We start from the raw sequence: 12,834 nt of genomic DNA on the forward strand, positions 1-12,834 counted from the left end.
CCCAGTCGCGAGGGTACCGTACGCTCGCTGCGCTCCTCACTCGGTCGCTCACTCCGTTCGCTCCCTCATTCCGGTGCTTGCGTCGCCTACGGCACCCTCGCGACTGCCCCTTTGAATCCCGCCCCGCCCCGCACAGCACCCGCACCTCACACCTCCCCAGCCTCGCGGTTCGCGCTCTGCGAGCGCTCACCGCGTCCCTCGCGGGCTGGCTCGCGGCCGCCGGTGGCGGCCGCTCGCAGGCGCGCCACCGCACCGCCTCCCATTTATAAACGCTCGCCGCCGTCGCTCACGGTTGTTTAAATACTACATCGCTGCTACCGATCTGCGATACTCACTCTCGCTCTCACTCGTCGCTATGTTCGTACCGACCGGAACGATTCACAATACACCACTTTTTGAGGAGAATGTGCCTAAAAATCGGATTCTAACCGTGCCAGTCTGCCCTACTCGACCCAGTTCATCGGTAGTGTTTTTAGACTATTCTTATTAGGAATTGTATGCCCAATAAGAAAGAGTCGATCTCGATAGAACTGCGATATCCGTTTCCGGAGGATCGGGTGTTTCGATACCAAGCAATGGAGGACGTTCTTGCGGTTCTCGTAGATCAGCCATACGCAACGTACTCAATGAGCGAACTCGCGAGTCTCACCGGGGCGAATCAGGGGACGATATCGAAGGCGGTGAAGCTCCTTTCCGAGCTTGACGTCGTCGAAACGGCACAGGACGGTCGGACACAGCAGGTCTGAATCAACCGTGACCGGCTCACGAAACCCGATCCGATTCTCTCGATCCCGCAAAGTGAGTTCCACCACCCGGTCCGGGCCTTCCTCCAACGAGCCCGAGAGGAACTGGACGATTTAGTCGGTGTCGTCCTATTCGGCAGCGTCGCTCGGGGGGAAGCGGATAGGACCAGCGACATCGACCTACTGGTGGTCGTCGACGAAGATCGGACCGCTGCTCGTCGGACCGTCCAGTCGATCGTCGGTGACCTCGAAGACCGACGGTTCGAGGGGAACCGCTACACCTACCAGCCGCTCGTCGAATCGACGGACAGCGTCCAGCGAATCGGCGACAAGCTTCGCCCCCAGTTCGACGACGGCATTACGTTGGTCGACTCCGACCTCCTCTCAGAGCTCCGGACAGAGGTGTACGCCGATGAATGACGATATTCGGGATCAATTGGCGGAGGCCGAGCGAAGCTTCGAGGGCAGCCCCGGAACGATCGAGGAGGGTTTGGATGTCGACGACGCGGAGTTGGTTCAACTTCGCCGTGCCTGCCGGCTGTTGGAGGTCGGATCGAACCTCCTCGACCGAGGGTACTACACGGTCGTTATCGAGTCGGCGTTCGTCGCCATCGAGCGCACGATTCAGTTCCGGCTAATCCACGACGGAGCGATGTCGCCCTCGGAGGTCATCAGCAGCCACCGACGGCTCTACCAACGCGGCGCCGAGATCGGTCTCTACGACGATGCCTTCGGGGACGACCTCGCCGAGCTGTGGAACCGGAATCCACGGCCGCTCCCGGGCGCACACGGAGCCACGACGCCACCGCACCACGAATTTATTTAAATACTCTATTCCCCCAGCCCGAACACGTCCCGCGGATTCTCGTACACGACGGTCCGGATGTCGTCGACGTCGATCCCGTAGCGGTACAGCTCGAATATCGCGCGCTTCACGGCGTACGGGTCCGTACGAAGCACGTTCGCGGTGTCGGTGTCGATCATGATCCGCTCGGGGCCGTACTCGTCGATCGCGTTCGCCACGTCGGCGGCGTCGACGCCCACGAGCCACGAGTGGCCGATGGTGTAGCTCAGGTAGCAGTCCGTTTCTTCCATCAGGTACTCCGTGTTGTTCGCGTCCGCGTGCGAGGCCACGACGCGCTCCTCGTCCAGCCCGGCGTCGTTGGCGGCCTCCACGTCGCGTTTCACGGCTTCGAGCGCCGGGTTCTCGCCGTCGAGGACCGGGTCGGTGCCGAGGCCCGCGTTCTTCTCGTACCCCGGAGTCACGCCGAGGTCGTCGCGATACTCTCGCTTCGCCTCGGGCGTCGTGTTCGGTGTGTGGAGCAGGACGGGGAGGTCGTGGTCGGCGGCCAGCTCCATCTGCGCCTGAACGACCGCCTGCTGTTCGTCGACGTCCCAGCGCTCGACGTGCTGGCTCGGGACGACGCCGGTCTCCCCGACGGCGGCGACCTCGTCGAGCGCGCAGTAGTCGTCCATCGCGGCCAGCAGCTCGTCGGGATTCTCGATCCGGACGCCGGTGTGGACGCCGAGCCCTAACTTCGCCTCGAAGAAGTGGTTTCGCTCGATCGCCCGCCGGCGGTTGACCGCGTCGTCCCACAGGAAGCGGATGTCGCTCGCCTCGACGGGCTTGTAGGGGGTCCAGTGGTACCCCGACGACACCATCACCATCGACCGACACCCCGACAGCGCGTACCGCTCGCGGTCCTCCCATGAGAGCGTGTGCGCGTGGTTGTGCGGGTCGATCCACGGCAGGTTCAGCAGCTCGGTCGGGAGTTCGGGTCCGGACTCGGACTCCTCGAGGTACGCGGCGTCGGTCGGGCGAACGGTGGCGTGCGGCGCGGTCATGCCCCCACCGTCGTCCCCCGGCCACTTAGCGTTTTACAGATTGGTAAAACTTTATTATGCGTCCGACGCACTCTGGGATATGACACTGTTGATCGGGACAGACTCCGGGCTGTACCGAGCCGACGACGTCCCCTTCGAGCGCGACGACCTCGACCCCGTCCTCGACTGCGGGGTCGTCACCGCCGTGAAGTCGTGGGACCACACCGAAGGCGTCTTCGTCGCCGCCTCGACGGGCGCGTACCGCTCGCTCGACAGCGGCGAGACGTGGACCGACCTCGAGGTCCCGCTCGGCGACCGCTTCTGGCACGCCGGCCAGAGCGAGGTGTGGGCGATCCTCGCGACCGCCGACGGCGCGCTGTACGCCGGCACCAACGACCCGTACGTCTTCCGCTCGGTCGACGGCGGCGAGACGTGGACCGAGCTGAAGGGGTTCCGCGAGCTCCCCTCCCGCGGCCACTGGGAGTCGCCGATCGATCCGCACTACGCCCGCCTCCGCGCCCTCGAAGCGGTCCCCGGCCGCCCCGACCACCTCATCGCGGGCGTCGAGGCCGGCGGGATCCACGTCAGCCGCGACGGCGGCCGCACGTGGTCGGACCACCGTGACGCCATCGTCGACGACGTCCACCAAGTCCTCCCCATCTCGGAGGACGTCTGGCTGGCGACGACCGGCTACCTCGACCACAACCTGGAGAACCTCGGGCTCGGCCACGCGGTCGGCGAGGGCGGCCTGTGGCGGACCACCGACGCCGGCGAGTCGTTCGAGCGGCTCGACGTCGGCAACGACTTCTCGTACATCCGCCGCGTGTTCGTCCACGACGGCCGGGTGATCTTCTGCGGCGGCGAGGAGGCGCCCCCCGCGTGGGTGAACGACGACCACGAGGTCGCGCTGTTCGAGTCGACGAACTTCGGGCGCGACTTCGAGCGAGTCTCCTTCCCCGGCGAGCCCCACGAGATCATCGAGACGTGGGCGGTCCACGACGGCGACGTCGTCTGCGGCTCCGGCCTCTTCGACGTGCCCGACGAGCGCGACGACGTAGAGGGCCGGATCATGCGGCGCCTCGACGGCGAGGGCGACGAGGGGCCGACCTACGAGACGGTCGGGCGCGTCGACGCGAACGTCAGCCGGATCGAGGTGGTATAAATGGCGGACGAACCGGACTCTCAATCCGAGGCCGCCGAGCCCGCCGACGGCCGCTCCGGCCGCGACGCCCCCTCGCTGCTCGGCCGCTCGCTGTACGGTGGCGTCCTCGCGTACATGGCCCTCGACGGGTTCAAGAACAACGACAAGCGGGTCGCGGTCGCCGAGGAGAAGGGCGTCCCGATGCCCGACGTGCTCGTCCCGTTCGTCACCGGGATGCTGCTGGTCGCCAACCTCGGGATCGTCCTCTGGCGGCTCCCGCGGGCGGCCGCGGGCGCGCTCGTCTTCTTCTTCCTCGGGACGACGCCCGCGATCCACGACTTCTGGACGATGGAGGGGAAAGAGCGGCAGGGGAACAAGATCAACTTCCTGAAGAACCTCGCCTTGCTCGGCGGCGCCGTCGTCTTCCTCGACGCCGCCAGCGGGAGCGACGGGGATAGCGACGCCGCGGGCGAGCGCGACGAGAAGTAACGCGGCCTCGACGTCCCGGAACGCTCGGTCGCGGACCGTCCGCGAACTCCTCTGGCCCGTCCGCGAACTCCTCTGGCCCGTCCGCGGTTTCGTTTCACCTCCGTTTAACTTTCACCGCCTGCCGTCGATTTCGCCGCCGTCCGCCGCCGACGCCCCGGATCGGGATGTCTGACGCAGTTCTTAAGTGAGAGCGGCGAGGACCCTACCGTAATTCCCCGAACAGGCGTCGAGCGTACGGATCGAACGGCGCCGCGCGACGACCGCGGTGTTCGGGAAAACCACACGGACTGGAGGTCAGGATGGGACTGCTCACAAATCTCAGAGACAGCATATCGCGGGTCACGGACGGCCTGTTCGCGGCCGACGAGCCCAAGCGGATCGGGATCTACGGACCGCCGAACGCCGGTAAAACGACCCTCGCAAACCGGATCGCACGCGACTGGACGGGTGACGCCGTCGGCCCAGAGAGCCACATCCCCCACGAGACTCGCCGGGCCCGCCGGAAGGAGAACGTGGAGATCGAGCGCAACGGGCGGACGGTCACCATCGACATCGTCGACACCCCCGGGGTGACGACGAAGGTCGACTACAAGGAGTTCCTCGACCACGACATGGAGAAGGACGACGCCGTCCGCCGGTCGCGCGAGGCGACCGAGGGCGTCGCGGAGGCGATGCACTGGCTCCGCGAGGACGTCGACGGCGTCATCTACGTGCTCGACTCCACGACGGACCCGTTCACGCAGGTGAACACGATGCTGATCGGGATCATCGAGTCGCAGGACCTGCCCGCGCTCATCCTCGCGAACAAGACGGACTTAGAGGGGTCGGACGTCCAGCAGATCGCGAACGCCTTCCCGCAACACGAGACGATCCCGCTGTCCGCGCTGGAGGGCGACAACATGGACGAAGTGTACACCAAAATAGCGGAGTACTTCGGCTGATGCCCGGGCCGAAAGCCAACGTCGACGCCGCGGACGACCCGGACGACGGCGACGACTCCGGTGACGGCGTCCGGATCGACATGATAAGCGGCGCGCGGATGGAGGGGCTCACCGGGATGGAGAAGATCCGGCTCATCCTCGACGGCGTCCGCGACGGCAACATCGTCATCCTCGAAGAGGGGCTCTCCCCCGACGAGGAGTCGAAGCTCATCGAGGTGACGATGACCGAGATCAGCCCCGACGACTTCACCGGGATCGAGATCGAGACGTACCCGAAGGCCGAGGCGGGCGACCAGAGCTTCCTCGACAAGCTGATGGGCCGCGAGTCGACCCAGAAGCTCACCGTCATCGGCCCGGCGAACCGCATCGAGACCCTCCACAAAGACGAGAACCTCATCAGCACGCTCGTCTCCCGCAAGTAGATGCCCCACCAGTGTACCTCCTGCGGCCGGACGTTCCCCGACGGCTCCAAGGAGATGCTGTCGGGCTGTCCCGACTGCGGCGGGAACAAGTTCCAGTTCAAGCCCGCCGGCGCGACGAAGGACCCGACCGCCGGCGCGACCGACGAGGGGGATCAGCCGTCCGGCGCCGCCGGACCGTCCGATTCCGCCGCCGACGCGGCCGACCGGACGCCGCCGACCCCGGACGATCGGTCGGCGCCGACCCCGGAGGAGAGCGGGGCCGACCGCCAGCCGAGCGACCCCGCGGACGCGACGCCGGACGACGGCGCCGCGCGCGCCGACGCCCCGGCCGAATCCGACGGGACGGAACAGATCGCGGACCGGAGCGACGAGGACACCGCGCAGGCGAGCGCCCGCTCCGAGGTGGTGTCGCCGGACGAGCTCGACCGAGCGAGCCGCGACGTCGAGCCCGCCGAGACGCCGCCGGCCGAGGAGGGGCCGGAGCCGGGCATCGATGCGCTCCGGGACGAGCTCAACGACCAGTTCGAGAGCATCCGCATCGTCAGCCCCGGCCAGTACGAGCTCAACCTGATGGAGCTGTACGACAGACAGGAGTACATCATCTCCCTCCAGGAGGACGGCCGGTACGTCATCGAGATGCCCGACGCCTGGGGCATCCAAGACGAGTAGCGCCTCCGTCCGTCTTCCCTGCGCGCGTCCCCTCATCTTCCCTGCGCGCCTCCATCTCGCCTCCCCTGCCCCCTCGCACACCCTGACCCGCGATTCCGAAATGCGCTGATCGTTCGTTTCGTTTTCACCCGCTCACGGCCGCCGCTTCGTGCGGTTCTGTGATTCGGGCGACCCTTGTCGAAGAAGATACTGTTATCCGGCTTCCTCCGCTACGGGGTCGCATGTTAGCCGATCGCTTCCGCCGACCGGGCCGGGACTCCGGCCTCGGTCCGGACCGCGCCGTCGCCCTCGCACCGCCTCGACCGTCTCTCGGAGACCGACCGCACCCCGACGAGGTAGCCGCATGCGCGTAATCGCCAAGTTCGGCGGCACGAGCCTCGGGAGCGGCGACCGGATCGAGCGCGCCGCCGACTCGGTGGCGAGCGCGGTCGCGGCCGGCCACGAGATCGCGGTCGTCGCGAGCGCGATGGGATCGACCACGGACGATCTGCTTGACGACATCACCTTCGAGACGGACGACGCCGACCGCGCGGAGATCGTCTCGATGGGCGAGCGCACCAGCGTCCGCATGCTGAAGGCCGCGCTGTCGGTCCGAGACGTCGACGCCGTCTTCCTCGAACCCGGACACCCCGACTGGCCGGTGATCACGGACGAGCGCGGCGAGGTCGACGTCGCGGAGACCAAGCGTCGAGCCGAGAAGATCGCCGCCGAGATGGACGGGGTCGTCCCGATCATCACCGGGTTCCTCGCGGAGGACCACGACGGTAACGTCACCACGCTCGGGCGCGGCGGGTCGGACACGACCGCGGTCATGCTCGGCAACTACATGGACGCTGACGAGGTCGTCATCGTCACCGACGTGGAGGGCGTGATGACCGGCGACCCGCGGGTGGTCGAAGGCGCCCGCAACGTCGGCCAGATCACCGTCGACGAGCTCCGCAACCTCTCCTTCCGCGGCGCCGAGGTGGTTGCGCCCTCCGCGCTCTCCTACAAGGACGAGGGACTCGACGTCCGGGTCGTCCACTACCAGCACGGCGACCTGCTCCGGGGGGGAACCCGGATCGAGGGCGAGTTCGAGAGCCTGATCGACATGCGCGAGGAGCCGCTGGCGTGCCTCACCATCGCGGGCCGGGCGATCCGCAACCGGCCGGGGATCCTCTCCGAGTTGGCGAATGCGCTCCGCGCCGAGGAGATCAACATCGACGCGGTCGCGTCCGGGATGGACTCGGTCACCTTCTACGTCGACGTCGACGTCGCCGAGACCGCGGAGGCGCTGCTCCACGAGGCGGTTGTCACCGACGAGGCGCTCTCCTCCGTCACCGTCGCCGACCCCATCGCCGTGATCCGCGTCACGGGCGGCGAGCTCCCCAACCAGTCGGGCGTCATCCAGGACATCATCGCCCCCATCGCCGAGGCCGGCATCAACATCATCGATCTCATCACGAGCGCCACCTCCGTCGCGGTGTTCGTCGACTGGGACGACCGCGAGGAGGCGCTCGAAATCGTTCAGGACCGCTTCGACTGAGCGGCGACGGATCTCTTCTCAGCCGCCTTCTTCGGGGTCGAACCGGTACCGCGTCGTCGGCGCGCCCTCGATCCGCGGTCCCGAACCGCCCGGCTCGAACCCTGCGGCCTCGGCCGCCTCATCGGCGGTCCCGTCGGTCGGGAGGACGGCCTCGACCGTCATCCCCTCCCGGGTCGCGAACCGCACCGGCTCCTCGAACAGGCGCTCGACCGCGTCGGGGTCGCCCTCGACGTTCGTCACGTGGACGACGCCGTCGCGCACGTCGAACGCGACGAACCCCGCGACCGCGTCGACCGGGGTGTCGGCGTCCGCGTCGTTGCCTCCTCTTTCGGACGCGGCCGCGTCCGTCACCGCGACGCGGACCGAGCGGTCGTGGATCATGTTCCGGACGACGCCCTCGGGCCGGCCCGTCATCGATCCCAGGGCCGCGGCGTCGGCCTCGACCGCGTCACGAACTCGCATACCTCCGCACTCTCGCCCGGTGACATAAAATCGCCGCACGCTCGCCGCGACCGGATGATTTTAACGACCGGCGGACGCAGGAACGCGCATGTCCAAACCAACGAAGATCGTGGTCGGAACGGTCGGCGTCTCGGCCGTCCTCTCGGTGCTCATCATCCTCTCGTACGTCCTCGCCTGATGTTCTCACCCCGGTCGCTCGACGACGACCTCGCGACGGTCCGCGACCGCTACGCGCCGGGAACGCCCGTCCTCGACGTCGACTCCGACTTCGAGACGCTCCCGCCGGCCGCCGCGGAGGACCTCGGCCTCTTCGTCGACGCGCTCGACCCCGCGTCGTACCCCGCCGAGTGGCTTCCCGAAGCGGTACCCGACCTGCTCCGGAAGCACGCGGGGCCCGCGTTCACCGTCGGGCTCCCCGGGGACGGGACGGTCGTCCGGACGACGCAGACCGACCCGCCGACCGTCCTCGTCAAGCGGCGCGCTGAGGGGACCCCGGAGGACTTCCTCGCGTTCCTCATCGCCGAGCGGTTGGTCCAGATCGGCCGCGAGCCGGCCCCGGGATCCGTCGACGCCGGTGGTTCTTCCGGCCTCCCCGAGTCGTTCCTCCCCTTCTTCGGCGAGCGCTACCGCGACCTCGACGCGGCGATCCGCCGCCCGGACTCGGAGACGGGCGAGTCGACGACGGGATTCGGCCCGACCGACGTCTTCCAGGTCGCGAACGCGCTGTTCGACGCGTGGGTCGGGCTCCACGCCCGCGACGAGTTCGCCTCGTGGGAGGGGGAGTACCCCCGGCTGTTCGGCGCGTGGGTCGACGCCGGCGAGCGCCTCTCCGGCCGGCTCGGCGGCCTCTCCGGCGAGGTCGCCCGCGGCGAGACCGAGTTCCCGAGCGCGACGGAGTACGCCTGCTCGGCGGTGAAACACGACCTCGACCTCCCGGCGCCGTACGGCGCGCTCGACACGACCGCCTACCGGGATCGCGGGGCGGACTACGCGGTGGCGTGGGCGGAGAAGACGTTCGCGGCGCTCGTCGACGAGGAGTAAGGGGTCGCGCGGCCCGCGGCGAAGCGGCCGCTCAGACGTCGACGACGACGTTGCCCTCGCCGTCGAGGTCGATGACGCCGTCGAACAGCTCGCGGAACCGGTCGAGCGTCGCGACCTCGTGGACCTCCTCTGAGAGGTGGAAGATGCCGACCGCGTCGTGCTCGTCGAGGAGGGCGAGGATCTCTGCGGCGGCCTCGTACACCGCGTCGTCGTCGGCGTAGTAGGCCATCTCTGTGAGCGAGTCGACAGAGACGCGCCGCTTCCCCTCGTTCTCGGTGAGGAACCGCTCCACGCGGTCGACGACGCCGTCGAGATCGTCCGGCGCGGAGACGTAGTAGACGTCGTCGGACGTGCGCCGCGAGTAGCCGCGCTCGACGGAGAGCGTGTCGAGGATGGTCGCCTTCGTCTCGTCGACGTCGTAGTACTCCAGCTTCTGTTCGACCTCGCGCGCGGTCGTCCGCGTCGAGACGACGAGGAACGCGTCGGTGTCGGTCTTCAGAAAGTCCGTGTCGATCCGGTCCGTCTCGCCGATGCTCGGGTGGACGAGGAGGAGCCCGGTCCCGCCCGGTATCGTCTCCGGCCCGTTCTCGACGGCGAGGGAGTAGTCCATGGGATCGGAACTCGCCGGATCGACTTAACGGTGCGGGCCGGAGCCGTCCAAGACCGTCGGACGCGGGCGGGTCGCTCCCGTCGCGTTCGGTCGGCGTCGCGTCCGTCCGCCACCGACCCCACCGTTTCGTTTGGAGATTCTGATAGTTATGGGACGATCGCTCCCCGAGTCGCTCACGGGCGATCGCGGACCGACGGCGATCGCCCGGCGCGGCGGTCGGTTTTTTTGCCCCGCCCGCCGTCGGTGCGTTCGATGCCCGGGCACGACTCCGCGCGCGAGATCTACCGGCAGGCGCTCCCGGTGATAGCCGTCAGCCTGATTGCCGGGCTGTTCGCGGGGACGATACTCGCCTCCGAGACCATGCGTGCGAACATCGCGGAAGTCCCCGGGCTCCTGCTGCTGCTGCCGGCGTTCCTCGCCACCCGCGGCGGCGTGTACGGCTCGCTCGGCGCCCGGCTCTCGACGGGGCTCCATCAGGGGGTGATCGAGCCGCGGTTCCGGCCGTCCCGCCGGCTCACGAACGCGGTCGTCGCCTCCTTTATCAACGGGATGACCGTCTCCGTGTTCATCGCGGTCGTCACCTATCTCACGCTCGTGCTGTTCGGCGACGGCGGGAGCCTCTTCCAGCTCGTCGGCGTGATGGTCGTCGCCGGCTTCCTCTCGGCGGTGCTGATGATCTCCGTGCTCATCTCGGTCATCTTCGTCGGCTACCGCCGCGGGCTCGACCCCGACAACGTCATCGGCCCGGTCGTCACGACCCTCGGCGACGTGTTCGGGGTGTTCTTCCTCCTCGTCGGGGTGGCCGTCGTGGGGGCCGTCTCGTGACCGAGCCGCAGTCGACCGTCGTCGACGAGTGGTCGATACGCCGGATCGTCCGGACGATGATCCCGCTTTTGGCCGTGCTGTCTGTGCTCCAGCTCGTCTCCGGGACCGTGTTGGAGACGTACGAGGAAGTCCTCCTGCGGTACCCGGCGCTGCTGGTCTTGGTCCCGGTCCAGATCGGGACGGCCGGCAACCTCGCGTCGATCACCTGCTCGCGGCTCACGACGCAGCTGTACCTGGGGACCTACGAGTTCAGCCCCTCGAATCCCGCGCTCCGGGCGAACGCGGGCGCGGTGTTCGCGCTCGCGGCGACCGTCTTCGGCGCGGTGGGGGTCGCCGCGTGGGCGATCGGGCTCGCGCTCGGCGGGTCGCTCGCGCTCGGCCGGGTGCTGCTGATCTCGTTGGTCTCCGGGCTGTGTCTCGCCGTCCTCGTCGTCGTCGCCAGCGTCGCCGCCGTCGAGGCCTCCTACCGGATCGGGCTCAACCCCGACGACACAACGATCCCCGTGGTGACGAACCTCTGTGACATCGCCGGCGTGTTGATCCTCTTCGCGGTCGTCTCGGTCGTCCTCTGACTCGGACCGCGCGGTCGTCCTCTGACTCGGACCGCGCGGGCCCGGATCAGAACACGCTGTCGGCGGTCGCGGCGCCGACGACGCTGAAGAGGGCGCCGAGCGAGACGGCCTTCGCGGTCGTCGCCACCACCTCGCCGTCGCCGATGCCGCCTTCGACGAGGAAGGTGTGCGGCGCGTCGAAGATCAGCGCCAGCAGGAGTACGGAGCCGAACGCGACCGTCATCAGCGAGACGAACCGGGTCGGGATCCCGACGAGGTCCGGCTCCTCGTCGACGTCGCGGCCGGTGTCGGCCCGGTACAGCGCGGCGTAGCCGATCAGGGCGACGAGCGCGGCGGTCACGCCGGCCTGAATCCAGTTCATCCCCGCTGCGAGCACCCACACCTCCTCGGTGACGACGAAGGGCCCCGCGAGCAGGAAGCCGCCGACCGACTGCTGGGCGATGTCCGCCACCCGGAAGTCTGGTCGGCGGAGCGCTCGCGGGCGTTTCATGTCCCCCGTGGGGAGCGGAGCCGGTAAAACACCGCTGTTTTTCAGCGCTGTCCTCCTTCAGCCCGTATGAGCGTTCGCGAGGAGTTCGACGAGTGGGCGGCGAGCGGGAAGGACCGCGGCATGGAGGACCGCCACTGGCACACCGCGAAACACGTCTTGGCGCGGATGCCGGTCGAGGCGGGCGACGCCGTCCTCGATTTGGGTACCGGCTCCGGCTACGCGCTCCGCGCGCTCCGCGAGCGCGGGATCGGGCGCGGCTACGGCCTCGACGGCGCCCCCGAGATGGCGCGCAACGCCCGCGGGTACACCGACGACGACGCGGTCGGTTTCTTGGTCGGCGACTTCGACGAACTCCCCTTCGCCGACGACTCGCTCGACCACGTCTTCTCGATGGAGGCGTTCTACTACGCGGCCGACCCCGTCCATACGCTCGAAGAGGTCCGGCGCGTGCTGAAGCCGGGCGGCACCTTCTACTGCGCCGTCAACTACTTCGCGGAGAGCGAGACGACCCACGCGTGGCAGGAGAACATCTCGGTCGAGATGACGCTGTGGTCCCGCGACGAGTACCGCGAGGCGTTCCGCGAGGCCGGGCTGTACGTCGCAGAGCAGGACGCGATCCCCGACCGCGAGACCGAGATTCCGGAGGCCGCCGAGTTCCCGACCGAGGGGTACGAGACGCGCGAGGCGATGGTGGACCGCTACCGGACGTGGGGGACGCTGTTGACGGTCGGCGTCGCTCCCTGATCTGGGTTCTTAAATAGACATCGCCGGCGCGCTGACAGCCTCCAAAAACTGCGTAGTCTGTTTATAAATAGTTGACTGCGGATCGGCGGAGTACAGATTCAAAGCCCCAGCCGTTTATTTATAAATAGTTGATCGCGGGTCGGTAGAGGCCACCTCCAAAGCCCCAGTCGCGAGGGCGGCGCACGCTCGCTGCGGTCCTCGGTCGCTCGCGGTGCTCGCTCCCTGTGGTCCTTGCTTCGCCTGCGCCGCCCTCGCGACTGCCCCTTTGAGTCCCGCCCCGCACAGCACCGCACAGCGCCTCACGCCTCCCCAGCCTCGTCGGCCGGCCTTCGCTTC

17 protein-coding genes are annotated in these 12,834 nt (G+C 68.2%); 13 read left to right on the forward strand and 4 right to left on the reverse strand.

Translation table 11 applies throughout. The annotated features are described in order from the left end of the window. Nucleotides 1–497: 497 nt before the first annotated feature. The 3 genes from B378_RS17305 to B378_RS15860 are packed head-to-tail and all read left to right on the forward strand — an operon-like array spanning nucleotide 498 to nucleotide 1,569. Nucleotides 498–746 carry a hypothetical protein gene (locus B378_RS17305; protein ID WP_017343505.1) on the forward strand — a complete coding sequence of 83 codons (249 nt, stop codon included), beginning with the start codon at nucleotides 498–500 and terminating at the stop codon, nucleotides 744–746. A 42-nt stretch (nucleotides 747–788) separates the two neighbouring features. Beyond that, nucleotides 789–1,163, forward strand: coding sequence for a nucleotidyltransferase domain-containing protein (locus B378_RS17310; protein WP_256364749.1), 375 nt, complete (start codon nucleotides 789–791; stop codon nucleotides 1,161–1,163). Next, the gene (locus tag B378_RS15860) at nucleotides 1,156–1,569 is read left to right on the forward strand and encodes a hypothetical protein (RefSeq protein WP_017343507.1); all 414 of its coding nucleotides are present in this window, start codon (nucleotides 1,156–1,158) and stop codon (nucleotides 1,567–1,569) included. The genes B378_RS17310 and B378_RS15860 overlap by 8 nt, the downstream gene beginning before the upstream one ends. 5 nt (nucleotides 1,570–1,574) lie before the next feature. Here B378_RS15860 and B378_RS0109200 read toward each other — a convergent pair whose 3' ends face one another. Then, complete coding sequence (locus B378_RS0109200) at nucleotides 1,575–2,588, reverse strand: TatD family hydrolase (protein ID WP_017343508.1); 1,014 nt, start codon at nucleotides 2,586–2,588, stop codon at nucleotides 1,575–1,577. A gap of 79 nt (nucleotides 2,589–2,667) precedes the next feature. Here B378_RS0109200 and B378_RS0109205 point away from each other — a divergent pair, with 79 nt between their 5' ends. From B378_RS0109205 to B378_RS0109235, 6 genes are all read left to right on the forward strand, one after another. Further along, nucleotides 2,668–3,729, forward strand: a complete 1,062-nt coding sequence (locus B378_RS0109205) for a hypothetical protein (RefSeq protein WP_017343509.1) — start codon at nucleotides 2,668–2,670, stop codon at nucleotides 3,727–3,729. Continuing rightward, nucleotides 3,730–4,197: a DoxX family protein gene (locus B378_RS0109210; RefSeq protein ID WP_017343510.1), complete on the forward strand. Its 468-nt coding sequence runs from the start codon at nucleotides 3,730–3,732 to the stop codon at nucleotides 4,195–4,197. Nucleotides 4,198–4,496: 299 nt separating this feature from the next. Continuing rightward, a complete protein-coding gene (locus tag B378_RS0109215; RefSeq protein ID WP_017343511.1) occupies nucleotides 4,497–5,138 on the forward strand; it encodes an Era-like GTP-binding protein in 642 nt (213 codons plus the stop codon). Further along, the gene (locus B378_RS0109220) at nucleotides 5,138–5,560 is read left to right on the forward strand and encodes a DUF2073 domain-containing protein (RefSeq protein WP_017343512.1); all 423 of its coding nucleotides are present in this window, start codon (nucleotides 5,138–5,140) and stop codon (nucleotides 5,558–5,560) included. Before B378_RS0109215 ends, B378_RS0109220 begins: the two co-directional genes overlap by 1 nt. Further along, nucleotides 5,561–6,229, forward strand: a complete 669-nt coding sequence (locus B378_RS0109225; RefSeq protein WP_017343513.1) for a Zn-ribbon containing protein — start codon at nucleotides 5,561–5,563, stop codon at nucleotides 6,227–6,229. It abuts the gene before it with no gap. Nucleotides 6,230–6,572: 343 nt separating this feature from the next. After that, nucleotides 6,573–7,754 carry an aspartate kinase gene (locus B378_RS0109235; RefSeq protein ID WP_017343515.1) on the forward strand — a complete coding sequence of 394 codons (1,182 nt, stop codon included), beginning with the start codon at nucleotides 6,573–6,575 and terminating at the stop codon, nucleotides 7,752–7,754. An 18-nt stretch (nucleotides 7,755–7,772) separates the two neighbouring features. Here B378_RS0109235 and B378_RS0109240 read toward each other — a convergent pair whose 3' ends face one another. Beyond that, nucleotides 7,773–8,216: a hypothetical protein gene (locus tag B378_RS0109240; RefSeq protein ID WP_017343516.1), complete on the reverse strand. Its 444-nt coding sequence runs from the start codon at nucleotides 8,214–8,216 to the stop codon at nucleotides 7,773–7,775. 177 nt (nucleotides 8,217–8,393) lie between these two features. Here B378_RS0109240 and B378_RS0109250 point away from each other — a divergent pair, with 177 nt between their 5' ends. Further along, a complete protein-coding gene (locus tag B378_RS0109250) occupies nucleotides 8,394–9,257 on the forward strand; it encodes a hypothetical protein (protein ID WP_017343518.1) in 864 nt (287 codons plus the stop codon). Between the two features lie 31 nt (nucleotides 9,258–9,288). Here B378_RS0109250 and B378_RS0109255 read toward each other — a convergent pair whose 3' ends face one another. Continuing rightward, nucleotides 9,289–9,867, reverse strand: a complete 579-nt coding sequence (locus B378_RS0109255; protein ID WP_017343519.1) for a hypothetical protein — start codon at nucleotides 9,865–9,867, stop codon at nucleotides 9,289–9,291. Nucleotides 9,868–10,119: 252 nt separating this feature from the next. Here B378_RS0109255 and B378_RS0109260 point away from each other — a divergent pair, with 252 nt between their 5' ends. Together B378_RS0109260 and B378_RS0109265 are read left to right on the forward strand one after the other, a co-directional pair. Continuing rightward, complete coding sequence (locus B378_RS0109260; RefSeq protein ID WP_017343520.1) at nucleotides 10,120–10,692, forward strand: magnesium transporter; 573 nt, start codon at nucleotides 10,120–10,122, stop codon at nucleotides 10,690–10,692. Next, entirely contained in the window at nucleotides 10,689–11,264 is a 576-nt protein-coding gene (locus B378_RS0109265; RefSeq protein ID WP_017343521.1) for a magnesium transporter, read from the forward strand. The genes B378_RS0109260 and B378_RS0109265 overlap by 4 nt, the downstream gene beginning before the upstream one ends. 46 nt (nucleotides 11,265–11,310) lie before the next feature. Here the strand turns inward: B378_RS0109265 and B378_RS0109270 are convergent, their stop codons facing one another. Then, nucleotides 11,311–11,754 carry a DUF2391 family protein gene (locus B378_RS0109270; RefSeq protein WP_017343522.1) on the reverse strand — a complete coding sequence of 148 codons (444 nt, stop codon included), beginning with the start codon at nucleotides 11,752–11,754 and terminating at the stop codon, nucleotides 11,311–11,313. 66 nt (nucleotides 11,755–11,820) lie between these two features. Here B378_RS0109270 and B378_RS0109275 point away from each other — a divergent pair, with 66 nt between their 5' ends. Beyond that, on the forward strand, nucleotides 11,821–12,498 hold the full coding sequence (locus tag B378_RS0109275) for a class I SAM-dependent methyltransferase (protein WP_017343523.1): 678 nt from the start codon (nucleotides 11,821–11,823) through the stop codon (nucleotides 12,496–12,498). Nucleotides 12,499–12,834 lie beyond the last annotated feature (336 nt).

Origin of the sequence: Halorubrum sp. T3, assembly GCF_000296615.1 — an archaeon.
GTDB lineage: Archaea > Halobacteriota > Halobacteria > Halobacteriales > Haloferacaceae > Halorubrum > Halorubrum ruber.

Bases quoted from the DNA above. Each gene is read 5' to 3' on its own strand.
- B378_RS0109275 (WP_017343523.1), top strand. From the start codon at position 11,821: ATGAGCGTTCGCGAGGAGTTCGACGAGTGGGCGGCGAGCGGGAAGGAC.
- B378_RS0109235 (WP_017343515.1), top strand. From the start codon at position 6,573: ATGCGCGTAATCGCCAAGTTCGGCGGCACGAGCCTCGGGAGCGGCGAC.
- B378_RS0109210 (WP_017343510.1), top strand. From the start codon at position 3,730: ATGGCGGACGAACCGGACTCTCAATCCGAGGCCGCCGAGCCCGCCGAC.
- B378_RS0109205 (WP_017343509.1), top strand. From the start codon at position 2,668: ATGACACTGTTGATCGGGACAGACTCCGGGCTGTACCGAGCCGACGAC.
- B378_RS0109250 (WP_017343518.1), top strand. From the start codon at position 8,394: ATGTTCTCACCCCGGTCGCTCGACGACGACCTCGCGACGGTCCGCGAC.
- B378_RS15860 (WP_017343507.1), top strand. From the start codon at position 1,156: ATGAATGACGATATTCGGGATCAATTGGCGGAGGCCGAGCGAAGCTTC.
- B378_RS0109200 (WP_017343508.1), bottom strand. From the start codon at position 2,588: ATGACCGCGCCGCACGCCACCGTTCGCCCGACCGACGCCGCGTACCTC.
- B378_RS0109220 (WP_017343512.1), top strand. From the start codon at position 5,138: ATGCCCGGGCCGAAAGCCAACGTCGACGCCGCGGACGACCCGGACGAC.
- B378_RS0109260 (WP_017343520.1), top strand. From the start codon at position 10,120: ATGCCCGGGCACGACTCCGCGCGCGAGATCTACCGGCAGGCGCTCCCG.
- B378_RS17305 (WP_017343505.1), top strand. From the start codon at position 498: ATGCCCAATAAGAAAGAGTCGATCTCGATAGAACTGCGATATCCGTTT.
- B378_RS0109215 (WP_017343511.1), top strand. From the start codon at position 4,497: ATGGGACTGCTCACAAATCTCAGAGACAGCATATCGCGGGTCACGGAC.
- B378_RS0109270 (WP_017343522.1), bottom strand. From the start codon at position 11,754: ATGAAACGCCCGCGAGCGCTCCGCCGACCAGACTTCCGGGTGGCGGAC.
- B378_RS0109225 (WP_017343513.1), top strand. From the start codon at position 5,561: ATGCCCCACCAGTGTACCTCCTGCGGCCGGACGTTCCCCGACGGCTCC.
- B378_RS0109255 (WP_017343519.1), bottom strand. From the start codon at position 9,867: ATGGACTACTCCCTCGCCGTCGAGAACGGGCCGGAGACGATACCGGGC.
- B378_RS0109240 (WP_017343516.1), bottom strand. From the start codon at position 8,216: ATGCGAGTTCGTGACGCGGTCGAGGCCGACGCCGCGGCCCTGGGATCG.